Consider the following 26,385-nt stretch of genomic DNA (forward strand, 5'->3'; position numbering starts at 1 on the left):
TTCTTTACTTCACATGAGTCCAGCAGAATTGAAACAAGAATTGGCGAGGAGACTTGAAGACGAAAGCCGTTAGTGAATGTAAAGTGCCCCCCTGTCAATTTTGTGTATGTTAATAGGTAAACAAATGAGCAGCGAACAAAATTTGTATTAGGAGGAGTATCTGCCATGCGCATAGAAACTCAAAATGTTGTTATAAGAACATTGGAAAAAAAAGATGCTAAAAGATTTTATTCAATAGCCAGGGAATCGGCTGTATACCGCTATATGCCAGATTGGGCTGACGGACGCGCACATCCGAAGGATTATTATGGATTGATTGATCAGTATCAAAAGCAATCGGATAATACGGATATTTCCATTGGCCGTTCCTACGCGATTGCCTTGCCAAACACCGATGAGATGATTGGTAGCATAGGAGTGGGGCTTAAAGAGAAGCTAAATGAAATCGAACTGGGATATTTCATGTCAGAAAAGCACCAAAGGAACGGATATACCAGAGAAGCGATAAGTGCCTTGGCAGAATGGTGCTTTGAGGTATCTGATGTTAAGTATTTAATCCTGACAATTAATTGTGCCAATGTTCCCTCGAACAAATTGGCTGAAAAATGTGGATTTAAATTGCTTGAAAAACGAACGCCTATAAGGGATAACCAATTTTATATGGAAAATGATAGTTACTTTTATTACAGAAGCTACAGAAAATAAGCAATGGTCCACGGTCTCCGTGGACCATTTGTAATTGGATATTGTCTCAGGTGATCTGCAGCCATAAACGCTCGTTTTACGGATCGAATTAAAAATGCTCCAAGCTTCTTGATGAGCCTAGTGCCAGAGGCAATTTGTAGACATAAAGCTAACGGGAAACGATAGCTCAATAAATACACAAATACGCGAGCTGCCGTATAATCGGCAGCCGCGTTGTGCTAACGGGGAGGATACTTCCAATTGCTGTATAATGAATATGCGAAATGGTTTGGTATAAGGGACCCAGTTTGCGAAGCTGGATCAAATGCTTCAGGTTGGAGGTGCTCCGGTGAATGAAAAGTCCATTGCTCAGCTTTACGTAATGACGGCAAAGATTCCGGAAGAAGGCGTAGAGAAATTTAATGAATATGAAAGTCATGTACTACCTTTACTTCATGAGCACGGCGCGAAATTGGAAAGAAGACTCCAAAGCCCTGATCGTCTCATTGAGATTCATATCATCTGGTTTCCATCTTCCCAATCGTTTGAGAATTATTGTACAGACCCTAGGCGCAACGAGCATATCTATCTTCTTGTTGAATCAGGTGCTGAGATTGAGTTAAGGGTGATGAAAGACTTGAAGTAATAAGCTATCGGGGAACGATAGCTCCATGAAGACATTTGAAGGCAGCCGCCACAAAAGCCGGCTGCCTTTTTCTTAAACTAACAGGCAGAATACTATAAATTTTACGCGTGATCCTTATCCCGCTCATTTACAGAACGATTGGGAAAAAGCCATCCTTTATATATTGTGCGAACGGAATATGTCCCCCGGTCAATTCGTTTCCGACCAAAGAGATCCCAGCTTCCTGGATTTCGTCCTCCACGTCGAAGAATCCCGAACAGGCTTGGCAGCCGCCCTTCACGATCCCCGATTTCAACACCTGCTTATACAAACCGTTAAATGGATGATCCGCCTTGCTGAGTTCGTTTGGCCACTCCGTTCCGGCTCCGTCAAAGAGAACTGCAACCTCAAAGCCCTCTTCGTGCAGCTCCTGCCCGTACAACAAACCATGAACTGCCTTACCGAGATCCTGTTGATTCGCTTGAATGATGATGACAAATTTATTGGAAACTGACATTTTGAATACCTCCAATTTCATTTTTAATAATGGCGTACAAGAGATGGATTTGCAGGGGAAAACTCGTGAAAGTCCCAGATAATCGGCGTGTCATTTTCAATATACAGAACTTCATCGATCTCAAACCGAACCAGCCGCTCTGCCCCCGGATGAAGAGCAATCTGGCACTTATCCCAAATGATATAGGAGCGCCCGGTCAGTTGAAGCGAATGTCCCGCTTGAAAGTCAATAAACAACATACCGGTGTTCGGATTGCTGTAAAGATTGCCAAGCGTATTAAACATGGAATTCCCGAAATAATCCGGAAAAAGAAGGGTACTCTCATCCAACAATTCTACGAACCCAGGATGACCTCCACGATGAGAGGCGTCCATTTTCCCTTCCAAACTTGCGCTGCCAATAAAAAAAGTATCCGCTAGGCGAATCCATTCCTGTTGCTCGGAACTTATCTTGTTGCTGTGTTGTGCATATCTTTGCGTCCGGCGGAACCCCCCACTCGGTTGGAGCGATCGCTTCTGTATGTATTTGGGGCAGTTACCGTATACCTGCTCCGTTGTTACCGTCAATCGTCCGCTCTCATCGATTTCTCCCTTTCCATTTATTCTCATTCGGATTCTTCGGTTGAAATCGATCGCAAGCAATCCGATCTCCGGGTTAGAAAGCAAATTTTTGATGAGGGGATCGCTTGCAGGAGGACAGGCCATGATGGTTACCATAGTCTCCGATGCAGCGCTGATGAACCCTGGTTCACCGGTTAAAAAGGATATCCATACCTTCCCGTTCTCACCAACAGTGGAAGCAATGATCATGGATTGTGTCTGGATAAATGCCATGGCACCCTTAAAAATAACAGACCTTATGCTTTTACTGTTCTGTTCCGCGAGAAATTCTTCACCCGCCAGCTTTTGAACGGCCAATTCCCCGGCATGATACACACTAATCACGTATTACACCTCCTTTTTTAACCATCATAAACTTCTTATGGGTATTATATATTGATTTATTTAACCTGTAAATATTAAATATGAGTATTAATAAATGACTGCAAAAAAAAGAGTCCTAGACAATTATGAATCTAGGACTCCTTGGTATCTTTATTTTTATGCCGCTCCAAATAGGCCGTGACTTTCATGCGGTTGCCGCACGTTTTCTGGCTGCACCATCGGCGGGTGCTGTTCCTGCTATTGTCATAAAAATAAAGTACGCATGCCGGGTTCTCGCACTTCTTGATCAGACGAATATCATAATGACAGAATAGATCGACGGCAGCCTCTGCTACGGGAATGAGTAAATCGCTCGGTTTCCGAAGGGCTACCTGCTTCTCGGCAGCAAATCGGTGATCGGTTCTGATCAGTTTTGTGGTGATGACCTGCTCTTGAAGTACCTTGTTGATACATGACATGTCCTCTTCCGAGACTTCCATATTCCGCGTTCTATTCTGGACCATCGTGAGCATACTTTTTCTAAGCTCTATTGCTTCCTCAACCAGCGATTCTCCTTTCCCGTACTCCCATTTCTGTATCACAGCATTGAGTTGTTCTTTCGTGTAGAAATTCATTAGGGATAACCATTCAAGCACGTCTTCCCAGCTACACAGTAATTCTACGGGTTGTCCGCCCACCGCAATTTTCGTATTGATAAAATCCAGTGCTGGATGATTCCCGATAAATTGAAAAGCAGGGGCAATTTTCTTAGGCATCTTACCGAACTCCTTACAAACTTATTCTTCATCATTATAGTCTTTCTGCTGTTATTCGCCTAGAACGTCGCCATGGCCCGTCGATAAGGTTGCGATCAAGTGAGGGGAAGATAAATAATGCTTGCCTTAGAGTGTACTTTAAGATGTAAGATGAATATATTCCAATTCTTGGATGGAAAGGTGTGAATGAATAATGAAGCAAAGATCGTTAGGTAACAGCGGCTTAAAGGTATCAGCGCTCGGACTCGGTTGTATGGGCATGTCCGACTTTTACAGCGGTCGTGATGAAGAAGAGGCCATTCGGACCATACATAGAGCTATAGAAGTGGGAGTTACTTTTCTGGACACGGCTGATATGTATGGCGTCGGGAAAAACGAAGAGCTAATCGGCAGAGCGGTGAAAGGCCGGCGCAGCGAAGTCATTCTGGCAACGAAATTCGGCAATGTGCGAAGTGAAGATGGTAAATTTCTGGGGATCAACGGCAGTCCGGAATATGTAAAAGCAGCTTGTGACGCCAGCCTTCGGCGCCTTGGCATTGACTATATCGACCTGTACTATCAGCACAGGGTAGACCCAAATACGCCGATCGAAGAGACGGTCGGCGCTATGGCCGAACTGGTGAGTGAGGGCAAAGTCCGCTATATCGGGTTGTCAGAAGCCGCCGCTGCGACTATTCGGCGAGCGCACGCCGTACACCCGATCACGGCGCTGCAGACGGAGTATTCACTCTGGAGCCGCGATGTGGAGGATGAGATTTTGCCGGTTTGTCGCGAACTCGGTATTGGCTTTGTGCCATACAGTCCGCTCGGACGCGGATTTCTTACAGGTCAAATCCAAAAGTTTGAAGACTTGGCGGATGATGATTATCGACGGTTCTCACCCCGGTTTCAAGGTGATAATTTCATTAAAAATTTGGAACTCGTAAGACGAGTAAAAGAAATAGCCGCCGAGAAAGGTGTCATGCCGTCCCAATTAGCTTTATCTTGGCTGTTGGCACAAGGAGACGACATCGTACCCATTCCAGGAACCAAACGCAGGAAGTACCTGGAGGAAAATATCGGTGCTATCTCTGTCGAACTGACTCAAGAGGATTTGGTGCGAATTGACGAAACTGCTCCCAAAGGAGCGGCCTTCGGAACCCGATATCCGGATATGAGAAGCGTAAACTTGTAGCAGGGAATATTCGATAGGAAAGTGTTGATTGAAATAAACTAACGGTGAACGTTAGTTGAATAAAACTTGATGTTGAGCAGGCTGCTGCAGCCTGCTCATTTTATTAAGCTAACGGGCAGTATAGTTCATCAAACGATCTCCCAAATAAGTTCGTGGTAAACTATTCAAAGCAGGGTACTTGAGGGAGGATACAACTCACCATGAAAGAGTCTTTAGTTAAACAAGCAGCACGAATTGCAGGCCATTTTCTTCAGGAAGAAGTTAAAACCTCTTATCAGATCGAAGGAAAAGGCATCACAAATCAGGTATGCGTAGTTGAAACAGAGATCAATAAAGTGGTTGTCCGCATGAACGTAAAGGATGAATATCAAAGCTTTATCAAAGAGAAATGGTGTATCGAGCAAGCAGCTGAAGTAGGCGTTCCTGGACCTAAGGTCATGTCCATTGGCATTGTTGATGAGACAGCATATATGATTCAAGGCTTTATTGAGGGAGTCAACGGGGGAGACAGTACTGTACAAAAGTCTATTATTTGGAGAAGACTGGGCGAATATGCCAAGCGTATTGATTCTATTCAAGTGAAGGGATACGGGGAAAATCTGATTGATCCTGTCCACGGAGAGTTTCAGTCACCACCTCATGCTGGATCAGACGGTACATGGCAAGGGTATGTACAGCATAATATAAATAGTTTGACTGAGCATGATCCCTTGATTGAACTTGGAGTAATCAATCAGGCGGAATCACAGAGAATAAAACAACGGTTTGAGGATATAAAGAGTGAACCGTTCCGTTTCGGATTAATCCATGGTGATATCTCCTTAAAGAATACGATTATCAATCAGGAAAACCAAGTGATCTTGCTGGATTGGAATGCAAAAGTAAGCGTGGTACCACATGCAACTGTTGCTCAATTGATGCATTACCAAATCCTGGGGCTGGATGAAAGCCCAAATGCTGAAGAATTCGAAGCGTTTATAGATGGATACGGAATAATTGGAGAAGACCTTTCTGGCATAAGGAATTATCTGTTATTACGGGCTTTTGATAACCTTAGGTGGTCTATTGATCAAAGGCCGGATCTAGTCAAACCCTATGCTGCATTCGCGAAACAAGTAGTAGATATTACGATGGATTAGCAGATTGTGCGGAACACGATAGCTTAATGAAGACATTTGAAGGCAGCCGACCCCAAAGCGGCTGCCTTATTCCTCATCTAACGGGTAGGATAGATCAGTAAAAGGATCGAAAAGTAAAACTATTCCATAATCTACGGGTTTATTATTTCGACTGTATACTTTCAAAACGCTCCAAAGGTTGTTTGGCAACTTAGTAATTGGAGTTGGTAAAATTATCGAGAAAAGAGGAGAAGTATGGCCATCTTAACGGATGCAGCGTACCCAATTAATGGTTGTGAATTTGAGATTATATTAAAAGAAAAAGAAGAAGAAGGGATAATCAGCACAGTCTTTTTTCGTTTTGGTACTAGCTTTCCAGAATTGAAAGCCGATATTTCTTGTTTACAGAAGGATCTAATTTCTGCTTTTTTGGATATGAAAAATATAGATACAATCACTCCAAAGGTATTTACAACACAAGATCCTGGCCTTTCTGTATATTACATTCCTGAATCAACAAGAAACGGTATAGATGATGTTCTTTATAGGCTAATATTTGTACTAGATGCAGGAGAAATAAATCAATATATAGCTACTGAAACTGGACCGGCATTATGTTTACTAGTTACCAAAAAACAGATTGATAGTTTTGTTCAAGAATATATTAATGAAATGAAATAATAATATAATAAGTCATTGTTATTGCCCCGATCCGGCGAAACAATGGCTTATTTTTTCATTAGTAACATAAGTTACATGATCAGACTCAATTGATATTTGTCCACCCATTCCATCTGTTGCTTCATTTAAGTTCTCGTTGGCGGACATTGTCTGCCTGGATAATGAAATCTTGTTCGACAGACGGAATTTCAAAACAATGGTTGACTTCGGTAAGAGGATGGAGGATCAGTTTTAAGCCTCCTGGCATACGTAACTGAACAGGAGCGTAAGAAAAACTGGCAATGACAGGCGGAAGGTATTGAGGTTGCACAAACAGAAGGAGATCGATGATCGTTTTCTTCGGGTGTATCAGGAGTGGAAGACGGACTGATAACTGCAATCGAGGCTATGCGACAGATCGAAATGAAAAGGACAACTTTTTCCCGACGAGTCATAGAGAGGCTAGTCAGGAAGCGCAAGAGCAGAAACTGAAGGGTTGAAGGCAAGGCATTAATTTATTTGGCATTATCGCCTTAAGCTTACGGGCAGGTTAGTGTAATAAGGGTAGTTTTGGTGTTTTGTTAAAATATGGAACTTTAATCATTTGATAACGTCTAAATACATAAAACATGCAGGAGAAGTTTGTTTATTGGAATTTGTATTTCATAAGAAGGTATGGTGGTGATTTTGGTGAGAAGGATTTTTTTACTTATTTTACTAATGATTCTTATTACAGGTTGCTCATCGACTGAGGATAAAATTGACAAATTATTAGAGAAGACAGGTAAACCATTTGAGTTACTGTATCAAGAAGAAGTAGAAAATGGAATGATTGTCTTGTATAAAGACGAATCGGGATTTCGGCATGCTTACTTTTCTAATAAAACAAAATACTGGAATATAAGTGGAAATGCCGAGCTAAACCCAATAGATGGTTTTACTTGGGGAATGACAAATGACCCTAACATTCCAAAACTGACATTCGCAGGGTTGATTATCGATGACGAAATACAAAATGTGATCGTAAGACAAACGACAGTAAATCAACAAGCAAAAATGGTTTCAACAGATCAAGGACGATTTTGGTTTACCTATTTCGATAATTTGGAAGAATCCTCAGACCACCTAAAAATTGAGGCTTTAGCAGGTAATGGTGATATCGTATGGAAAGATGGGGTTTATGATGGAAAATACTATCATGGAAAAACTAAAAAATAAATGTCACATGTTGAATAACGGGAAACGTTAGTTGAATAAAACTTAATGTTGAGCAGGCTGTTGCAGCCTGCTCATGTTAAGCTAACGGGCAGCATAGTTTAACTATAATTAGGTATGATCAGATTAATTGACTCTTTTTTGATACCATTTCGATGGTGGTCAAGTTCTGTTTATTGATAACAGCGCAGTGATTCAGGAACAAGCGGCTGTGAGGACTCGTTATACGAGAGCAACGAACTAAAGAGGTGTTAGGGTGCGAACAACATTTGATCACATGATGCAGGACTCGAATTACAAACGTGAATGCGGACGAGGAGGAGTCGACTAATGGGTGAGAAGATGCACGACGACGAAATAGAAATTGATGAGGCGCTCGTGCGCCGACTGCTTGTCGCCCAGTTTCCCCACTGGGCAGGGCTGTCACTGCGACGGATCGAGCCTGCTGGCACAGAGAACGCCGTCTTCAGGCTAGGCGACGAATTTTCTGTTCGGCTCTCGCGGCGGGAGGGGCCTTCGACACCAGATAGTCGCGAGTTTATTTGGCTGCCTAAGCTGGCGCCATTGGTTCCGCTTGAAATCCCCGTACCTATCGCTCAGGGACATCCGAATAGTGAATATCCGTGGTTTTGGGAGATCCATACTTGGGTTGAAGGCGAGACTGTACCGATAGAGGAGATTGATGCGATTCAGGCCGCGCGTGATCTTGCGGCGTTCGTTGCAACGCTGCAACAACTCGATCCATCGGGCGGGCCGCCGGGCCGCGGCATTCCTTTGGCTCAACTGGATGAGGAGTTCCGCTATTGGCTGGCGCGGTTCGATGGCGATCCCTCGGTGTCTACTGTTTGGGAATCGGCGCTTGCTGCGCCTAAGTGGAAAGGCCCGCCGGTTTGGCATCACGGTGATCTTGACGCGCGTAACTGGCTCGTGCGAAATAAACGTATCACCGGTGTGATCGATTGGGCTACAATGGGCATTGGCGATCCTGCATGCGATGTCATGGTCGCTTGGAAGTTACACTCGCCGGCGGCCCGTGATGCGTTCCGTGAATATCTTCCGACGGACGATGCTACGTGGGCAAGAGCCAAAGGATGGGTCGTTTCTCAGGCAGTGGGAGTACTGGCTTACTACACGCCGGAAAACAATCCAGTTCTGTATCAGGAGGCGAGATCCTGGCTCGATCTAGTACTATCAGAGTAATACTTGATTAAGAAAAGAATCACTAACTTCTAACGCTCATTGAACTATCGGAAAACGATAGTTCAACATAAGGGAGCAGAATGCCGTGGGCCGGCAGCTGCTCCTTTTTTATTGAAGTAAACGGGCAGCATAGAACAATAAACCAAATTATTGCCGGAGACAGCATATAATACGGCAATGTATGTATTGTCGGCAGCCCTGCTACGCTAAACATTCCTCTTAATAACTCCTTTATTTTATTTATTGGTGAAAGTAAGAACTGGTCAGCAAACGATGACGTTATAACCTCAATAGGGAGAACCACAATTACACATTTCGATATGGAGCACATCGCCGGTACAATGATCATTTATTCATCATCATGTCCACACCATACAAAATGTTGTCTCGTTCGTTCAAAGAATGATGTCGTTTGGGCGTTTATCATATCAGATAACACGATCCAAATTCATATTCTCGTTAGTAGATATTCACGACGTATGATGACTAAGAAAGGCGTGATGATAGCAATGAAAAAAATCTATGTGGTCAACAAAACTCATTTGGACATTGGTTTTACCGATTTAGCAGAAAATGTCCTGCACAAGTATTGCCATGAATACATTCAAAACGCAATCACTTTAGCGGAAGACTTAAGAAAAGAGGGCAAAGACTTTGTTTGGACAACAGGCAGCTTTATTATTGAATATTACTTCAAAAACATGGATGAAGAAGCTTGTCAAAAGCTGGACGACGCCATCAAGAAAGGTTACATACGCTGGCACGCCATCCCGTGTACGTTTCACTCTGAAGCGATGACACCTCAAACTTTACATTACATCATTTCAATCTCAAAGAAGTTAGATGCTCGTTATGGATACACAACAACAAGCTCAAAAATGACGGACGTCCCAGGACATACGATCGGGATTGTGGATGAGTTATATCGTCAAGGAGTTAAATTCCTGCACATTGGTGTAAATGGCTCGAGCTCCATTCCAGAAGTTCCAGATACATTTTTATGGAAGCATGGCGAAAGTGAGATCATTGTCTCTTATTCAGACGACTATGGCGGCGTCATCGGAGTGGATTGCATGGATAACAAGCTGGCGTTTATGCATACTCATGATAATAGTGGTCCAGGAACAAAAGAGAAAATTAACGCTTACTTGTCAAAAATGGCGAATGCGTATCCGGACTATGAGCTTGAAATGACTTCCATGGATCAGTTTGCCAATGAACTTTGGGAAGTACGTGACCAACTGCCAGTGATTACAGAGGAGATTGGGGACACATGGATTCACGGAACGATGTCTGATCCGAAAATCATTCGTGATTACCGGATTTTAACGAATTACATGTCTGATCACCAAATCGAAAATGATGAAGCGAATTTCTATGCGATGTTAGTTCCAGAGCATACTTGGGGAATGGATATCAAACGCTATTTCAGTGACTATACGAATTATGAAAAGAAAGACTTCCAGCGAGCGCGCAGTTTAGACCAAATTACCGATGCTGATTTAACCTACGCTTATGGCATTGTTAAAGATGCAACGGTTGGCGAAATGAAATTCACTTATAATGAGTGGACGGATCGTTCGTACAAATTTTATGAGTCTTCATGGAAAGAGCAACGCAAGAACATTGATCGTGCAATCGCTTGTTTGGAGCCTGAAGATCAACATAACATTAAAAAACGGATCGAAGTTCCATATCATATTTTTGAAAACCAAGGGACTGAATGTGGTTTGGAAGAATTGATTTCGATCAACGGGTATCAAGTGATGTTTGCGAGCGATGGTTCTATCAACCACTTAGAAAAGGATGGAATCCTTTACTTTGATCAGGACAGCAAACTCGGGGTGCTGAGCTATACCATTGCCGGGCAAAATGACTATGATAACCTGCGTTACAACTATTTGCGTGAGCTGCAACATAATTGGTGGGCCATTGACTTCTTAAAGCCAGGAATGGAAATCCAAAAACGCATTCAATGGAATGAACATTTCACACCACATGTTATTAAATTAGTTAAGGAAAATGATTCGATCATTGCCACTTTAAAGTATAGCCAAAGAGCTGTGGAGGAGTATGGTGCTCCAAGAGTGGTAAAGGTTAAATATCAATTTGGAGATAAAGTTGAAATTGCACTTTTATTGAAGGATAAAGATGCCATTCGTTATCCGGAAATTTATTCTTTTGATATGACACCACGTCTGAATTCGCCGTACTTAACGAAGATTCGTAAAATGGATACCGTGATTTCACCATTTGAAGTGGTAGGTCACGGAAATAAGCTGCAGCACATGATTGAAGAGTTAATGTACGATGGCAGCGATAAAAAAATCAACATTAAACCGATTGATGCCCCTCTCTTGGGAATCGGAACTAATAACAATCTAAGCTATAACAACAAATACCATCCAGACAACCATAAATTTACGTTTACACTATTGAACACCACATGGGGAACGAATTTCACGATGTGGTATGAAGAAGATATTTTCACCCGGTTTGAGTTAGTGCTGGGATAAAAAGTCTAAAAGAAAAGAAGACAACAGGATCCTCCTGAGTGTCTTCTTTTCTAGTTTGGATGCAGAAATCAGGCACCCAGGAACAGGTTCATGTCATCTTCCACATTGGTAATGCCGCCGATCCCGAAGTTGTCCACGAGGACTTGGGCCACGTTAGGCGACAGGAATGCAGGAAGCGTAGGGCCCAGGTGGATATTTTTGACGCCAAGATACAGCAGGGCAATCAGCACGATCACCGCTTTTTGCTCGTACCAGGCAATGTTGTAGGAAATCGGCAGCTCGTTGATATCCTCCAGGCCGAATACTTCCTTCAGCTTCAAGGCAATGACGACCAGGGAGTAGGAATCGTTGCACTGCCCGGCATCCAGAACCCGCGGGATTCCGCCGATGTCGCCCAGATCCAGCTTATTGTACTTGTATTTGGCACAGCCTGCAGTCAGGATGACCGTATCCTGTGGAAGTGCAGCCGCAAAATCGGTGTAATAATTCCGGGATTTCATCCGTCCATCGCAGCCGGCCATGACGAAGAATCGGCGGATCGCGCCGGATTTCACGGCATCGACGACTTGGTCGGCCACGTTCATCACAGCCGCATGGGCGAAGCCGCCGATGATCTCGCCGGTTTCCAGCTCCGTTGGGGGCGGGCACTCTTTTGCCTGCTCGATCAGTACGGAGAAGTCCTTGGTAACGCCGTCCGCTGCCTCCGGGATATGGCGGACGCCCGGAAACCCGGTGTTGCCCGTCGTATAAATCCGGTCCTTATAACTGTCCTTCGGCGGAATGATACAATTGGTCGTCATTAGAATCGGCCCGTTAAAGGAGGCAAATTCGCTGTTCTGCTTCCACCAGGCATTTCCGTAATTGCCTACAAAATGCTCATATTTCTTGAAAGCCGGATAATAGTGGGCGGGCAGCATTTCACTGTGCGTGTACACGTCCACGCCGGTTCCTTCCGTCTGCTTCAGCAACTCCTCCAAATCCTTCAGGTCGTGGCCGCTGATAAGAATACCGGGCCGGTTTCGAACCCCGATATTAACCTTCGTAATTTCCGGATGTCCGTACACGGATGTGTTCGCTTCGTCCAGCATCGCCATGGCGGTTACGCCGTATTTTCCGGTTTCCATCGTCAAAGCGACCAGATCCTGCACCTCAAGGCTGTCGTCCAGCGTAGCCGCAAGCGCACGGCGCATAAACCGGTTCAATTCGATGTCATCTCGCTCGAGATGAAGCGCGTGGTACGTATAAGCAGCCATCCCCTTCAAGCCGTACGTAATCAATTCGCGCAGCGAGCGGATGTCTTCGTTGGGGGTGGAGAGGACACCAACTGTACGTGCTTTTTCATCCATTGCGGTTTCTTGATCCGCTTCCCAAACGGCTGCATCGGGGAGATGAGCCGTTCCGTCCAGATATTGTTCGTTATAATAGGCACGCACCTCGTCGCGGAGCGCGATCGCTTCCCGGATTTTCCCCACAAAAACCCCGCGGTCAAAGTTGGCGTTCGTAATGGTGACAAACAAGGAGTCCATGATAAACAGCGATAAGCGCTGTTCAAGCACTACAGGCAGCCGGACATCCAGACTAAGAAAAGAGATCCCTTTCAGCAGATAAATCAGCAAATCCTGCAGGTTCGCTACGTCATGCGGTTTGCCGCATACGCCGACAAGGGTGCAGCCGGTTCCTTTGGATGCTTCCTGGCATTGAAAGCAGAACATGGACGGCTGATGATTCAAGGACGGCTCTGTCGCGTTGTTATTCATGATTCTCCCCCGTTTCGTGAGTGATTGGTCGCCTAAGGTCAACATACCTCCGCGTTGTCATTGGACTGTCAGAAACAGTATACTCCGCTGCGATCACCGAAAAAGTGATGAACATCACTAAAGGACAGACGAACATGACGTACGATCCGGAGGCGAAGAACAAACGGTGACCGATCGGCGACTGGCCGAAATATATGGGCAAATCAAGGCACCTACTAAAGGGAACAAGATAAAGAAATGCTCGGCCAATTTGAAAAAGAAGTGGAGCGGCATTGGTTGATTTTGAAACGAAGGACCTTGATGATTTGTTCCGGTCCTACGGAAAGAAGTGTGACACCGAAACGAAGGAGAATGAAAGTGCAGACTTTGTGGGTTGTTTTTTAGCATGCGTTTATTCATACTGAACAGAGGCACAATGAAACGAGATATGATTTTTAAATAAAAGATAGCTTGGTTTGAGAATATAGGAGGAACTATGTCCTGGAGTAAATTGAAGCAGCAGCTGGAGAGTTTTCTCAGTCCTGCGTTGGTTGGAAGGGTAGAATACCGTGCAACGGGTTATCGTTATTTACCGGATAAAGCAGGGCTTTGTTATATTTCGGTCGATAAAAAGGACGTCCTCCGAATGAATGATAAAGCGAGTCCAATCAGGTGGTATCAGACGGAGCTGGAAATTAAGAATGACCCGGATATCCAAATTCCGATCAGCGATGAGGAAATGGAAGCGGTCCGAAAGGATACCAAGGGTACCGTTCCGGAGGATCGTCTAAAAGTCATTGCTAGAAACCGAAAGATAACAGGGTATGCCAAGGAGCTTATGTCAGCCCAGGCTTCATTAAGCAAATCCAATTTTGTCGCGCTAGCTAATCAATTTTTATCTACTTCTATAGAAGAAAACATCGAGAGCAAAGATATTTTACTGAATATTCTGGCTTTGGTGGACAGACGTGTTGGGAAAAAGCGGATTCTAAACATGTCCGAGAAAATGAAGTTAAAGCATCCTGTTGTGCAGTATTTTTATGAGCTGCGGCGCAGCACATGTTGAGAATCTATAACCTTCGTATTTGACGAGAACCCCGTCTATATCGATTGAACTAGAGTTGTTGTATCGGAACTTCCTTGTTGTAAGCGCCCGATCGCGGCCTATAACATGGCTTTAGTTCATTCGATATAGCGAAGGGTTTTTGTTTCGTTTATACTGATAAAGCCAATTTTACTTTCTAGGAGTTGTCTGACGAACTATGAACAAGAAAGAAATCGCGCACATCCGCAAGCAGTTTAAGATGGATAATGAATTGATGAAGATTTTCGATATTCTGAACGTGTACATTATGAAAGAAACGAACGAGATTTATCACTGGGAGCGGAATCCCTTTGAGTTAGTGGACCGGGAGAAGCAGGAGCTGTACATGGGCAATTTCAAAAAGCTGCTGACCGGTGAATTGGATCATAAGCTGTTCGAGCTTAAGTTTCAGGATGAGGCGGAAGATCCGTCGAAGGTGCTGCTTCACCAAGCGATCCAGACGGGAGATCCGGAGGAGTGGCAGGATCTGATGATGCTGCTCGTGAACAAAATGTTGGCGGACACGACGTATGAACGGGATACGGTCATCACGTTCGTTCGCGGACAATACTACCGGCCGACCAAGGCGAGGAATGATGCAGCGGAGGAGACCGGGAACGACGAAGTGTTCGGACATCCGTTCATTCTATGCAGCGTGAACTCTACGGAAAAGCAGCGGAAGGCGCTCTTGTTCGACTATATGGAGAGAGAGTTTAAGTACAATGTTATTGTGGATCCGATTATCAAGCTCAGCACACCGGAGCAAGGGTTCTTCTATCCCAGCGTGACGGACAATTATTCCGACGTGAACCGGGTTCTCTATGCTACGGGGAAATCGAATGATCCGAATGAGCGCTTTATCTCTGATGTGTTGAATGCGGAACGGTCTGTGACGGCGATGGAAGAGCGAGAGATCTTTGAAGACATCGTGAAGGAAGTGGCGGGTGAACAGCTGGACTCCGCCACGATCGCATACGTGTACGAGGAGATTCATCAAGTGATTGAATCCCACCAGGATGAGGAAGAACCGGCGAAGCTGGATTACACCGATGTGGAACGCGTGCTGACCGCAAGCGGCGTAGATAACGTGACGAAGGAAGCCGTGGAACGGGCCTTTGAGACCATCGTTGACGATAAGAACTATGAACTGAAGGCGAACAGCGTGATCCCGAAATTCACGTCCAAATCGATCAAGATCGAAACCAAGGTAGCTACGATTACGATCAGTCCACAGGATTTAAGGTATATCAAACAGGTGAGCTTTCAAGGCAAACGCTGCATTATGATTGAGGTTGACGAAGATGCTGTTATTGAGGGCTTTACGCTGACGACGGAGACGTTGTTGGAGAAGGCGGATTGAAGTGAAAAGAGCTTTTGAATTGGATTTTGCATACGTCATATCGGTAGCTTATTAAGATGCTCCCCTCACGGTAGACAGGTTTTAAGATTTCACCTGTATAACGTGAGGGGTTTATTCATGCTTATTATTTAGTGTATTTATCATGTGTACTTCTGGAAAGGAGTGTGCAGAAAGAGCCCTTAGAGACAAAAGAAGAGGAAAGGATGTTTATTCCTTTCATAACAGCGGGTCTTGTTAGAACTACTTTGTGTTCTGTTCGCATTCTAATTATTCGATGTTGACTGCCAGCTGATCGCCGGCAGTCTCCGGATTTTTATTTTCGGGGCCTTCTTTAAATGGAACAGGAGTAAATGTATCTCGAGTTTTTCATTTTTTACAACATCACCGAAACACAAGCCTAACTATTCCGCAACTGGTGAGATCTGCAATTGAAACCATCACTTACTACGAAATTTGACGGCAATTATCAAACTCAGGGATATGAAAACGACTGCACCGATCCAACCAACAGTGGGTGCATACTCAAATATCCTTTTTCCTGTTAAAGCAAGAGCCATAAACAGCAGTGCAACTACTAATAAAGGATAGAATATTCTCTTCATTAGAAACCTCCTAAGAGCTATATTTTGTTTCTAAAATCTTAATGATCAACTCATCCGAGGTGCCTTTATCCTTTTCCTTTCCAATGATAAGTGCTTCTTCAATACATTCCGAACAATTCTCTCCATGGGTAGATTTAAAACAATCAAGCAGTGATTCATGAGCTTTTTTTCCGCTCATACATCCACAATAACAATTTGCTTTTTTAAAAGTTTTTTTATACTTATTGGCATATTCATAAGCTAAAATTACATTGGGAACTTTATTATGCAACTGATTTGCATTAAGGACAGGTAGAGGCTTAGTAATATTATAGAGTGAGAAAGCGACTAAGACTAATACAATTGGAATATATATATAAACTTTTTTCATTTTAATCCCCTTCTATAAAATATAAGGTGCTCTGTGATGTTCACAAAGCACCTATATTTTATTTATTTACACTGTCCCCAACAATATCCCACAACAGAACCAGCGGCGATGTCGGCTCCAGCCAAGCAGACGTAACATCCAAGACCAGCTGTAGCGGCGCAGCCCGCAGCACAAATGATACCGAGAGCAGTTATAGCCCATGCAGCAACCCCTTGTGAAGCAAGACAGTCATTGAGACATGACCAGAACCCAAAAACCTGCATAGTCGGCTTAGAAAGATCTTGAATCTCTCCATTAGAATGGATAGAGGTTCCAGATATTACTTTTCCATCACTTTTGATGACTGCATTTAATACCTCTTTGCCTCCAGACTTTGCAAAGCTTTGGATATCTCCATTTTTGTTTTTTAGCCCAAGCATTAATATGTTATCAAGATTTTTTCCATTATTATCAAAAACCATGATGTATTGACTATCTTTTTGCGACTCCCCTCCGATAATAGGATAATACACAAAAATAGCAGTTTCTCCGTTTTTCTCTGCCTTCATGATATGTTGTTTCTCGTAGTCCAGTTTTAGTTCATTCGAGTATGATAAGAGTTCGCTTTCTGCTGAATCAGTGAAATTTTGTGTCCACTGGTTAATTCCAATTTGTTCAGCTTCTTTCTCAGTGATTCTACTGAAAGTAGGTGAATCATCTGATGTAGCCGCATTAACTTTAGAAAAATTAAGGGAAATACTAACAATCAAAAACACAACAGCAATCATTACAGCTAAGTTGCTTTTTGAAAAAAGCACTTTTTTCGAAAACACTGTTAATCTCCTCCTTGAGTTGAATTTCCCCTTCGTGATCCTCCTATTTACATAAAAGGAGTTTGATAATGTCTACATTTTTTTTAAAAAATTCACCATCCCTTCAGGTAAATTTAGACATTATTAATTAAGAACGTCTTTAAGATCCAAAAGTTGGGTAATATTTTATAAAAAAAATTATATTTACAAAATTACCTTATTTTAGGTTGTGATCGATCGAATCGATACCAAGGTAGCCACGATTACGATCAGTCCACAGGATTTAAGGTATATCAAACAGGTGAGCTTTCAAGGCAAGCGCTGTATTATGATTGAGGTTGACGAGGATGCTGTTATTGAGGGCTTCACGCTGACCACGGAGACGTTGTTGGAGAAGGCGGAATGAAGTGATAAGAGCTTTTGAATTGGATTTCTCATACGTCATATCGGTAGCTTGTTAATATGCTCCCCCTACGGAGACAGGTTTTGATCTGTTTACGTGAGGGGGCTTTTTTGTGTTTGGTTTATTGAGTCTGTTCATTTGTTGGTCATGGGGATACTCAGATCCGGCGAAGGTGCAGATGCTCATCAGCATTGTAAAACCGAAGCAAATCGCTCCAGGTCAATTCGCATGGAACAGTGTAATTTTTTTCTATGAAGAGAAGGATTGGAGTACTGAAATAGAGAACGTGATATTAGATTCTGATGATAAGAAAGGCATAACTTTTTCATTGGATCATCCTTCATCAGAGTCATCCATCCAGCTTATTCCCGGGTCTGCGATTGTTTAGGCGAAGAAAATTGAATAGGAGGAGTCAAAATGAGACTGGCAGGAAAAATAGCGCTTATTACGGGTTCCGGATCCGGAATCGGAAAAGCTGCGGCACTGCTCTTTGCCCAAGAAGGAGCAACGGTCATTGTCAACGACCTGGATGCGCAGAAGGGAGAAGAAACCGTACAGGAAATCGTTGAAATGGGTAGTAAAGGGATGTTCATACAAGCGGATGTGACGGATCCGGCCTCAGTCCAAGCGATGGTAGAGCAGACTATTGCTGCTTTCGGCCATATCGATGTTCTGTTCAATAATGCCGGAATTAGCGGGGTCGGCGCTTTGCATGAGGTTGAACCGGATGCATGGGACCGGGTAATGAGCGTGAATATTCGCGGCGTTTACTTGCCAAGCAAATTTGCTCTGCCTCATATGATGCAGCGCAAATCGGGTTCTATCATTAATATGTCATCGTGCATCGCGGAAATCGGTTTGGCGAAGCGCGCCTCCTATTCGGCAACGAAAGGTGCTGTTTTGGCACTGACAAAATCGATGCAGGTAGACTATGCGCCTTATGATATTCGTGTCAATGCGCTGCTCCCCGGAACCATTCTGACACCCTTTGTGGAGAATTATTTGAATACCAGCTACGAGAATCCCGAAGCTGCAATAGAGTCCCTTAAAAAACGCCAGCTTAGCGGCGAACTGGGCAGACCGGAAGATGTCGCTAAAGCGGCTTTGTTCCTTGCCTCGGATGAATCGAAGTTTATGATGGGCTCTCCGCTGTATATCGATGGCGGCGTCGTATTCGGCAAGGATGCTTAACATTTGAATAGGAGGGTGATCTCTTGAAATTACTAACGTTTATTCATAATGACCAATATCGGCTTGGAGTGAAAACGGATGATGGAGTCCTGGATGTCCTAGGGGCGCTATCCTTGATCCCACCTGAAAAGGCGATTCCAACAACGATCCATGAGGTGCTGGATGGCGGAGATATAGCACTGGCTGCCCTTAGCGAATATGTGGATCATGTGCTGCAATCCGATGATGTAATCCGCACTTCTATGCTGCAGGAGTCGTCACTAACGCTTGGGCCCTGTGTGACCCATCCGAATAAAATCATCTGTGTAGGCTTGAATTACCGGAAGCATGCGGAAGAAACGAATGCACCGATTCCGGAATACCCGATTCTTTTTAATAAATTTAACAACACCCTGGCAGGAGCCGGCGAACCGATTCCGCTTCCGAAAGTTTCACAGAAAGTAGATTATGAGGCAGAACTGGTCATCGTCATGGGCAAAACGGCCAAGTATGTTTCCAAAGAAAACGCACTTTCCCATGTATTCGGGTATTGCAATGTGAACGATTTATCCGCCCGTGATTTGCAGCTTCGCACCCATCAGTGGCTGCTCGGCAAATCCTGCGATAAATTTTCGCCTTTGGGGCCGTATTTGGTCACGGCGGATGAAGTCGGCAATCCGAATGATCTGGATATTCAATGCCTTGTCAATGGAGAAGTGCGTCAGCATTCCAATACGTCGGATATGATCTTTTACTGCGATGAGATCGTCAGCTATATTTCCCAGCATATGACCCTTGTTCCCGGCGATATGATCTTGACTGGAACGCCAGAAGGGGTTGTGCTCGGTTATCCGCCAGAGCAGCAGGTGTATCTGAAAAACGGCGATCAAGTCACCATACAAATCGAAAAGCTGGGATCCATCACCAATACGATGGTAGCCGAGTCTTAAATATCCGTAAAAATTCGTGTTTAAAAAGGTCGGTTTCAGCACCGGAGCTCATGCTTCCGATGTCGTTTTTTAAACGTTTGAATCAAGTATTGGGTTAATTTGCCATTTCAATCGTACATTTCATATATGATACATGATATACTTGGGGCAACTCGTAAAAAATGGAGATGAGCCCTTTGGCAGATAAACGATTGAGCCGCCATGTATTAACGGATGAACTCTACGATTTGTTGAAGAAAAAAATCCTGTCCCATGACATATCCGCAGGAAACAAAATCAATATCGATCAATTAGCGAGAGATTTGGGCGTCAGCAATATCCCAATTCGAGAGGCATTGTTCCGCTTGGCTTCCGATGGATTTGTCAAAGTCGTACCGTTTAAAGGGATGTATGTCGCAGAAATGAATATGACGGATATCGACGAAATCTTCGAAATTCGTTATGCGTTAGAAGAACTTTCGGTTCGAAAGGCTGCTCCGCATATCCCCAAGTTTCGACTCGAACAAATTCTGCAAGAGCTCGATGCTGTAGAACAAATGTGGGAAGCGAGCCACGAAGAGAATATCATCTCCAAGATGAACCATGATCTGCATGGGACGATATTGGCTTATGCAGGCAATGAGAACCTGAAACAGATGGTCACGGCTTTAATCGAACGGGTTCACCGCTACTTGAACTTGGCCCATTACAAGATCGACATGAGTGCGGAGATCGCAGAACATCGAAGAATCGTGTTAGCTCTGCTCGAGAAGGATACAGAAAAAGCAGTAGAAGCTTCCAGAGTCCATCTTCACCAGGCATATCAACGGTTGCGAGACAACTTTAAGTAACTTCCATATTCCGCTTTACACCATAAATCGTGTATGATATTATTCAAAATAAATCATACACGATTTATAGTTTTGAATGCGGTTACATAATAGCGGAGGGGACGATAATCATGTTTGTTCGCACAGTGAGTTTGTGGAGGAAAAACATTTATCGGCATTGGCAGCTTTATTGTATCGTGGCATTACCCGTTTTATTCCTCATCACGTTTAATTACGTCCCGATGATCGGCATCCAGATTGCATTTAAAGAGTTCAACCCCACACAAGGCATATGGCACAGTCCATGGGTCGGGGGGGAGCAGTTCGAGATGTTTTTCAGTTCACCTTACTTCTGGCCAATCATCAAAAACACCCTCCTTCTTAGTATCTACGCATTATGTATCGGAACACCTGCCGCCATCCTACTCGCACTCGCGCTCAATGAAGTGAAGAATCAACGTTTTAAGAAAATCGTGCAAATGTTTACGTATGCCCCATACTTCATTTCCACCGTGGTGTTAGTCGGCATGATTAACATTATTTTATCCCCCACAACAGGACTTTACGGTCAATTATCCCATCTCTTCGGCGTAGAAAATGTCTATGATATTCTAGGCGAATCGAAAGCGTTCTCATCTCTGTATGTCTGGTCAGGTGTTTGGCAGGAGACGGGTTATGGCGCCGTCATTTATCTTGCAGCATTAGCGAACGTGAACCCAGAGCTCTATGAAGCCTCTAAAATTGACGGTGCATCCCGCATTCAGAAAATCATTCATATCGATTTGCCTGCGATTCGCCCAACGATCATCGTGCTATTCATTTTAGCCGTTGGTGGGCTGATGAGCGTAGGATTCGAGAAAGTCTTCCTGCTTCAGAACATGTTGAACCTGAGCACGTCCGAAGTCATATCCACGTATGTGTACAAAATTGGGTTAGTGAACACCAACTACAGCTTCGGGGTCGCCGTCGGCTTGTTCAACTCCGTTGTTGGGTTCATTCTGATCTTCACAACGAATGTGCTCGCTAGAAAATTTTCGGATTCGAGTCTGTTCTGATGAGGGGGATAGCCATGGAGAAAGCCAAACACATTCGCGAGCCTTGGAGCGACCGAGTGAGCATCGTCGTTATTTATATCTTTCTAAGTATCATTCTATTATGTGTCGCGTACCCTCTCATCTATATTGTCAGCTCATCGTTCAGTTCATCGGCTGCCGTCATGTCCGGTAAAGTATGGTTGTTCCCGGTAGAACCTACGTGGTACGGGTATCAAGCCGTGTTCCAATATCAGCAAATCTGGACGGGTTACCTCAATTCCGTCATCTATACCGTATCGGGGTCGATCATTAGCGTTGCTCTAACCATCATGATGGCCTATCCCTTATCACGTAAGACGTTTATGGGCAGGAAAATCCTCATGTGGGCGCTGTTGTTTGCGATGCTGTTCAGCGGGGGATTAATTCCTTACTATCTCGTGATCAAATCTCTTCATCTGCTAGATACACGTTGGGCGATGATCCTTCCAGGCGCGCTCAACATCTTCTCGATTATTGTCGCCAAAACATTCTTCCAAAGCTCGATCCCAAATGATTTGTATGAAGCTGCTCAGCTCGATGGCTGCAATGATACGAAGTTCTTAACACGAATCGTTCTCCCGCTATCCAAGCCTGTTATTGCGGTATTGCTGCTCTGGGCTGCCGTGAGCAATTGGAACTCCTATTTTAACGCGCTGATCTTCCTGAACAGTGAGCATCTCTACCCGCTGCAGCTTATCTTGCGTGAAATTCTGGTCTTAAACAATGTCTCGACGAACTCCATTACGTTATCTCCGGAACAACTCAAGCAGTTCGAAGATATGAAGACACTCCTGAAATATTCCGTGATTGTAATTGCTAGCATTCCGGTGTTGATCCTGTATCCTTTCATTCAAAAATATTTCGTAAAAGGGGTGATGGTGGGTTCCATCAAGGAATGAGCACGGAGGGGCAATCGGGTGATTTTCATTTCGAATTTTGGAGGGGTATGCATGATTCGTATCAATCGAACGGTATTGGCGGTCATGATGGCATCCATCATGATCATATTATCCGCTTGCTCAGGCAATTCGACAGAACCTACGAACAAGAATGCATCGACGAATAGCAATGGAGCGGTTGACGAGAACAAAGTGGTCGATGTTTCTTTCTTCGCGGTTCCTTCTTCCGATGTCATAGACCTCAAAACGAACTGGTTCACCGGTTATGTGAAAGATACCTTCAAACTGAACATCCAATGGAATATCGCGCCATCCAGTGATTATTTAGCGAAGCAATCCCTTCTGCTGTCCAGCGGCAACTATCCGGATGCCTTCTGGTCGGGCAGCTTCTCACCGTCAGATATTCTGAAATATTCAAAGCAAGGAATCATCGTCCCGCTCAACGCTTATATCGAGAAGTATGCTCCTAATTTGACGAAAGCAATGGAGACCGCGCCAGGTCTGAAGCAAGCGATGACCGCACCGGACGGGAATATTTATGGCGTGCCAAGCTATAATTCATGCATTCATTGCTATTGGGGACAGAAGTTCTGGATTAATACCGATGCTCTGAACAAATTCGGCTTGTCCATGCCGACGACGACGGATGAGCTGACGAATGTCCTACAGACCTTTAAAGATAACGGGCTCATACCGTTGTCCGGCACCTCCGACGGGTTTGATCCGACAATCTTCCTCATGAACGCCTTCATCTATGACAATGGCTCCGATTTCTTCAACGTAGAGGATGGGAAAGTGAGCTATGCACCTGTACAAGAAGGGTGGAAGAAGGGCCTTACCTATATCCGTGATTTGTACGCGAAAGGACTCCTTGATAAGCAAGCTTTCAGCCAAAAGGGCGAGGTCATCAAGCAGCTGGCTGCGCAGAACAAAGTAGGCGTCGTACCGTATTTGTACAGCGCGGGATTCATTGATACCGCTAACCCGAATTATCCCAACTGGAGTACTGTACCCCCTTTGAAAGGGCCGGATGGTACCCAATATGCAGCATTCAGCGGAAATACGCCTAAGTCCCTGACATTCGTCGTTACAAAAAACGCTACGGAAGAGCAAATTGTGCGAATGATCAAACTCGTCGACTTCATCTATACGCCTGAAGGCACCCAAATGATGAATTTCGGGCAGGAAGGGAAGTATTGGACCAAAGCAGGTGATGGGGTCAAGGGGCTGAGCGGGGAACAAGCGCTGTTCATTACGCAGTCTGACAAATTCTACTCTGCTGGCGCGAAGCAGAATGAAGGCTGGAACCAAATGGGGCCCATTTTCCAGAATACGACGTGGAGAAACGGATTTGTAGAAGCGAAGGCGCCATTTTCGGCAGATGGATTGGAATCCCTCCTGATGCTGGAGACGATGAAGAATTATGCCGGTCATCAGCCGAAGCAAGTGTATCCAGGGGTGATTTGGATTCAACCACAGGAGTACCAGAACTTCGCCTTGCTAAAGACGAATATTGAACAGTATGTCAAACAATCCATGGCCCAATTTATTAATGGATCGAAATCCATCGAGAATGATTGGCAGACATATGTAGAGGGATTGCAGAAACTAGGCTTGCCGCAGTATCTGGAGATGGCACAGAAAGCGATGACCGAGCCGTTCGATACATCCGCATTCCAGTCCGATCCGAAGACGGTTGAGTTCTTGTCATCCCTGAAATAAAACACGGAGGTGTACGTACGGCATGAATTCCAAGACGCTTCGGGTTGCGCTCATTGACGGTCCTGCCTATGCTCCGCTATACACATGTTTGCCGCAAATCAGTCAGCAGTTCGGGATTCAAGTGGATATTGGGTTCAAGGGAACACATCCTGAGCTGAATCGCCATGTACAAGAATGTATGGAGAACGGCTTACCATCCTATGATCTGATATCGACGCATACGAAATATGCTCCCTCGCAAGCCCGTTATTTATATGAATTAGATCAAGAATTCACCGCAGAAGAGCTGGAGGATTTCTCTCCCGCTCTTCTGGATCTTGCTCGCGTGCAAGGTAAATTGATGAGTATTCCGCGTAATTTTGATGCTAGGCTGCTGTTCTATCGGCGCGATCGATTGGAGGAGTTGGGGTTATCCGTTCCGGAGACCTGGGAGGAGCTAGCTCATGTTGCGTCCAGTGTAACTGAAGCCGGCTACACGGGGTTCGTATTCCCTGGGATGGAATCCGGGTTATTCGGGACCTTCTTCGAATTATTGATCAGTGGCGGCGGACAGCTATTCGATGAGCAATTACAGCCTATGTTTGCCCGTGAAGCGGGAGTCGAGGCCCTTCAGAAGCTCAGACAATGGTATCAATGGGGGTGGACACCGAAAGGGCTGCCGGATATGCATTATGATGAAGTATCGGCATCCTTTCGGCAGGGGGAGAGTACGATGGTTACCGATTGGCCAGGTTATTTCGGCTTACTCTTCGAATCACCCGTCGCTAACGTATTCGATCTGGCGTTAACCCCGAAATCGGCAAGCGGCCGTCGTGCGGTCTATTGCGGAAGTCATTCGTTCGCGATTCCAGCGTCCAGCGAGCACGTGAAAGAGGCACTTTTATTGTTGAAATTTATAACTTCGCCGGAAGCGCAAGCCGTGGATGCGGATCAAGGTCATGTTCCTGTAAGACAATCGATCATGAAACGCCTGAAACGGGAGGCTCTACCGAATTCCATTGCCGCTAAACGCTGGACTCTACTAGAGGAGACAATCGCTACGAGCGTCATTATACCACCTAAGTTTCCAACGTACCCTGTGGCTGAGGACATTCTATGGCAAGCGCTTCGCAGATGCATCATAGGTGAATTGTCAGAACATCAAGCGTTAGCCCTTGCATCGGAGCAAATTCAAGAGCTTATCCGTTCTTAGGCAAGAAGCAAGCATTCATGATAAGGGCTGAGAGGAGGAAGTGCGTTGTCTTTTGAAGGGAAAGTGTGCATTGTAACGGGAGGCGGATCCGGTATCGGTGAAGTGACAGCCAGAAGATTCGCCTCCGAAGGCGCAATCGTGGTCATTGCAGATGTGAATGAAGAAGAGGCGCGAAGGGTCGTACATGAGATCATTCGCTATAACGGATCAGCAGTGGCTATACAGACGGACGTATCCGATGGTATGGCGGTTCAAGCGCTTGTCACGGATGTTGTCAGGCAATTCGGCCGGATCGATGTCTTATTCAATAATGCCGCAACCATATTGCCTAAACCATTGGAAGAGGTATCGGAGCACGAATGGACAAAGGTAATCGACATTAACCTGAAGAGCGTATATCTGATGATTAAATATACGATACCTCATTTAAGGACCACGTGTGGGAGTATCGTCAATATGGCCTCGTTGAATGGTTTGGTTGGACAGAAGCAGAACGCTGTCTACGTCGCGACCAAAGGCGCCATCATCGCCATGACGAAAGCTCTTGCCATCGATTATGCCCCTGACAAGGTACGGGTGAACTGTATCTGCCCAGCGGGCGTGATGACGCCGCTTCTTGAGAAATGGACGATGGAGCAGGCCGATCCAGAGCAGGTACGCACCTCACTTAATGAAATGCATGCACTTGGCAGACCGGCACGTGCAGAGGAAATTGCCGATGCCGTCGTATTTCTGGCTTCGGAATCATCGCAGTTCATAACAGGCATTGCCTTGCCAGTAGATGGTGGTGCTTCGTTAGGCTATTGAAGACATCGA

At 44.8% G+C, this 26,385-nt stretch carries 26 protein-coding genes and 1 pseudogene; 20 read left to right on the top strand and 7 right to left on the bottom strand.

Features of this window, described 5'->3' with window-relative positions; genetic code table 11:
* Positions 1–165 precede the first annotated feature (165 nt).
* Together K2F33_RS11285 and K2F33_RS11290 are read left to right on the top strand one after the other, a co-directional pair.
* On the top strand, positions 166–705 hold the full coding sequence (locus tag K2F33_RS11285; RefSeq protein WP_263881689.1) for a GNAT family N-acetyltransferase: 540 nt from the start codon (positions 166–168) through the stop codon (positions 703–705).
* Positions 706–1,033: 328 nt separating this feature from the next.
* Positions 1,034–1,330, top strand: a complete 297-nt coding sequence (locus tag K2F33_RS11290) for a hypothetical protein (protein ID WP_263881690.1) — start codon at positions 1,034–1,036, stop codon at positions 1,328–1,330.
* Positions 1,331–1,457: 127 nt separating this feature from the next.
* Here K2F33_RS11290 and K2F33_RS11295 read toward each other — a convergent pair whose 3' ends face one another.
* From K2F33_RS11295 to K2F33_RS11305, 3 genes are all read right to left on the bottom strand, one after another.
* Positions 1,458–1,826 carry a hypothetical protein gene (locus K2F33_RS11295; RefSeq protein WP_076176581.1) on the bottom strand — a complete coding sequence of 123 codons (369 nt, stop codon included), beginning with the start codon at positions 1,824–1,826 and terminating at the stop codon, positions 1,458–1,460.
* Positions 1,827–1,849: 23 nt separating this feature from the next.
* Positions 1,850–2,770 (bottom strand): pyridoxamine 5'-phosphate oxidase family protein, encoded by a 921-nt coding sequence (locus tag K2F33_RS11300; RefSeq protein ID WP_263881691.1) that lies wholly within the window; start codon positions 2,768–2,770, stop codon positions 1,850–1,852.
* 131 nt (positions 2,771–2,901) lie between these two features.
* Entirely contained in the window at positions 2,902–3,525 is a 624-nt protein-coding gene (locus tag K2F33_RS11305; protein ID WP_263881692.1) for a CGNR zinc finger domain-containing protein, read from the bottom strand.
* A gap of 193 nt (positions 3,526–3,718) precedes the next feature.
* On the opposite strand from K2F33_RS11305, the gene K2F33_RS11310 reads away from it, so the two are divergent.
* The 6 genes from K2F33_RS11310 to K2F33_RS11335 all read left to right on the top strand — a co-directional run bounded on the left by K2F33_RS11310 (position 3,719) and on the right by K2F33_RS11335 (position 11,408).
* Positions 3,719–4,699, top strand: a complete 981-nt coding sequence (locus tag K2F33_RS11310; RefSeq protein WP_212985435.1) for an aldo/keto reductase — start codon at positions 3,719–3,721, stop codon at positions 4,697–4,699.
* Between the two features lie 200 nt (positions 4,700–4,899).
* Positions 4,900–5,838: a phosphotransferase family protein gene (locus tag K2F33_RS11315; protein WP_263881693.1), complete on the top strand. Its 939-nt coding sequence runs from the start codon at positions 4,900–4,902 to the stop codon at positions 5,836–5,838.
* Positions 5,839–6,072: 234 nt separating this feature from the next.
* Positions 6,073–6,498 (top strand): hypothetical protein, encoded by a 426-nt coding sequence (locus tag K2F33_RS11320; RefSeq protein WP_263881694.1) that lies wholly within the window; start codon positions 6,073–6,075, stop codon positions 6,496–6,498.
* Between the two features lie 660 nt (positions 6,499–7,158).
* Positions 7,159–7,695, top strand: coding sequence for a hypothetical protein (locus K2F33_RS11325; RefSeq protein WP_263881695.1), 537 nt, complete (start codon positions 7,159–7,161; stop codon positions 7,693–7,695).
* A gap of 327 nt (positions 7,696–8,022) precedes the next feature.
* A complete protein-coding gene (locus K2F33_RS11330) occupies positions 8,023–8,892 on the top strand; it encodes an aminoglycoside phosphotransferase family protein (RefSeq protein ID WP_251678614.1) in 870 nt (289 codons plus the stop codon).
* A 479-nt stretch (positions 8,893–9,371) separates the two neighbouring features.
* Positions 9,372–11,408 carry a DUF5054 domain-containing protein gene (locus tag K2F33_RS11335; protein ID WP_263881696.1) on the top strand — a complete coding sequence of 679 codons (2,037 nt, stop codon included), beginning with the start codon at positions 9,372–9,374 and terminating at the stop codon, positions 11,406–11,408.
* A gap of 68 nt (positions 11,409–11,476) precedes the next feature.
* Here K2F33_RS11335 and hcp read toward each other — a convergent pair whose 3' ends face one another.
* Entirely contained in the window at positions 11,477–13,165 is a 1,689-nt protein-coding gene (hcp, locus tag K2F33_RS11340) for a hydroxylamine reductase (RefSeq protein ID WP_263881697.1), read from the bottom strand.
* Positions 13,166–13,640: 475 nt separating this feature from the next.
* Here hcp and K2F33_RS11345 point away from each other — a divergent pair, with 475 nt between their 5' ends.
* Both K2F33_RS11345 and K2F33_RS11350 read left to right on the top strand, forming a co-directional pair.
* Entirely contained in the window at positions 13,641–14,210 is a 570-nt protein-coding gene (locus tag K2F33_RS11345; protein WP_263881698.1) for an SF0329 family protein, read from the top strand.
* Between the two features lie 196 nt (positions 14,211–14,406).
* Positions 14,407–15,588, top strand: coding sequence for a DUF4317 domain-containing protein (locus tag K2F33_RS11350; RefSeq protein ID WP_263881699.1), 1,182 nt, complete (start codon positions 14,407–14,409; stop codon positions 15,586–15,588).
* A gap of 437 nt (positions 15,589–16,025) precedes the next feature.
* On the opposite strand, the gene K2F33_RS11355 is transcribed toward K2F33_RS11350, so the two are convergent.
* The 3 genes from K2F33_RS11355 to K2F33_RS11365 all read right to left on the bottom strand — a co-directional run bounded on the left by K2F33_RS11355 (position 16,026) and on the right by K2F33_RS11365 (position 17,372).
* Positions 16,026–16,190 carry a hypothetical protein gene (locus K2F33_RS11355; protein ID WP_263881700.1) on the bottom strand — a complete coding sequence of 55 codons (165 nt, stop codon included), beginning with the start codon at positions 16,188–16,190 and terminating at the stop codon, positions 16,026–16,028.
* A gap of 10 nt (positions 16,191–16,200) precedes the next feature.
* Positions 16,201–16,560 (bottom strand): PCYCGC motif-containing (lipo)protein, encoded by a 360-nt coding sequence (locus K2F33_RS11360; RefSeq protein ID WP_263881702.1) that lies wholly within the window; start codon positions 16,558–16,560, stop codon positions 16,201–16,203.
* Positions 16,561–16,622: 62 nt separating this feature from the next.
* Positions 16,623–17,372: a hypothetical protein gene (locus tag K2F33_RS11365; RefSeq protein WP_263881703.1), complete on the bottom strand. Its 750-nt coding sequence runs from the start codon at positions 17,370–17,372 to the stop codon at positions 16,623–16,625.
* Positions 17,373–17,589: 217 nt separating this feature from the next.
* Here K2F33_RS11365 and K2F33_RS11370 point away from each other — a divergent pair.
* From K2F33_RS11370 to K2F33_RS11415, 10 genes and pseudogenes are all read left to right on the top strand, one after another.
* A pseudogene (locus K2F33_RS11370) lies at positions 17,590–17,757 on the top strand (DUF4317 family protein); the annotation flags it as partial.
* A gap of 109 nt (positions 17,758–17,866) precedes the next feature.
* Positions 17,867–18,142, top strand: coding sequence for a hypothetical protein (locus tag K2F33_RS11375; RefSeq protein ID WP_263881704.1), 276 nt, complete (start codon positions 17,867–17,869; stop codon positions 18,140–18,142).
* A 29-nt stretch (positions 18,143–18,171) separates the two neighbouring features.
* Positions 18,172–18,945 (top strand): SDR family NAD(P)-dependent oxidoreductase, encoded by a 774-nt coding sequence (locus K2F33_RS11380; RefSeq protein ID WP_263881705.1) that lies wholly within the window; start codon positions 18,172–18,174, stop codon positions 18,943–18,945.
* Between the two features lie 23 nt (positions 18,946–18,968).
* Positions 18,969–19,874, top strand: coding sequence for a fumarylacetoacetate hydrolase family protein (locus K2F33_RS11385; protein WP_263881706.1), 906 nt, complete (start codon positions 18,969–18,971; stop codon positions 19,872–19,874).
* Positions 19,875–20,050: 176 nt separating this feature from the next.
* Entirely contained in the window at positions 20,051–20,704 is a 654-nt protein-coding gene (locus K2F33_RS11390; protein WP_263881707.1) for a GntR family transcriptional regulator, read from the top strand.
* A 110-nt stretch (positions 20,705–20,814) separates the two neighbouring features.
* Positions 20,815–21,738, top strand: coding sequence for an ABC transporter permease (locus tag K2F33_RS11395; protein ID WP_094597065.1), 924 nt, complete (start codon positions 20,815–20,817; stop codon positions 21,736–21,738).
* A 14-nt stretch (positions 21,739–21,752) separates the two neighbouring features.
* Complete coding sequence (locus tag K2F33_RS11400; protein ID WP_263881708.1) at positions 21,753–22,655, top strand: carbohydrate ABC transporter permease; 903 nt, start codon at positions 21,753–21,755, stop codon at positions 22,653–22,655.
* 51 nt (positions 22,656–22,706) lie between these two features.
* Positions 22,707–24,377, top strand: a complete 1,671-nt coding sequence (locus tag K2F33_RS11405; RefSeq protein WP_263881709.1) for a type 2 periplasmic-binding domain-containing protein — start codon at positions 22,707–22,709, stop codon at positions 24,375–24,377.
* 22 nt (positions 24,378–24,399) lie between these two features.
* A complete protein-coding gene (locus K2F33_RS11410; protein WP_263881710.1) occupies positions 24,400–25,569 on the top strand; it encodes an ABC transporter substrate-binding protein in 1,170 nt (389 codons plus the stop codon).
* A 45-nt stretch (positions 25,570–25,614) separates the two neighbouring features.
* Complete coding sequence (locus tag K2F33_RS11415; RefSeq protein ID WP_263881711.1) at positions 25,615–26,376, top strand: SDR family NAD(P)-dependent oxidoreductase; 762 nt, start codon at positions 25,615–25,617, stop codon at positions 26,374–26,376.
* Positions 26,377–26,385: the final 9 nt, after the last annotated feature.

Origin of the sequence: Paenibacillus sp. PSB04 (assembly GCF_025809195.1) — a bacterium.
Taxonomy (GTDB): domain Bacteria; phylum Bacillota; class Bacilli; order Paenibacillales; family Paenibacillaceae; genus Paenibacillus_AQ; species Paenibacillus_AQ favisporus.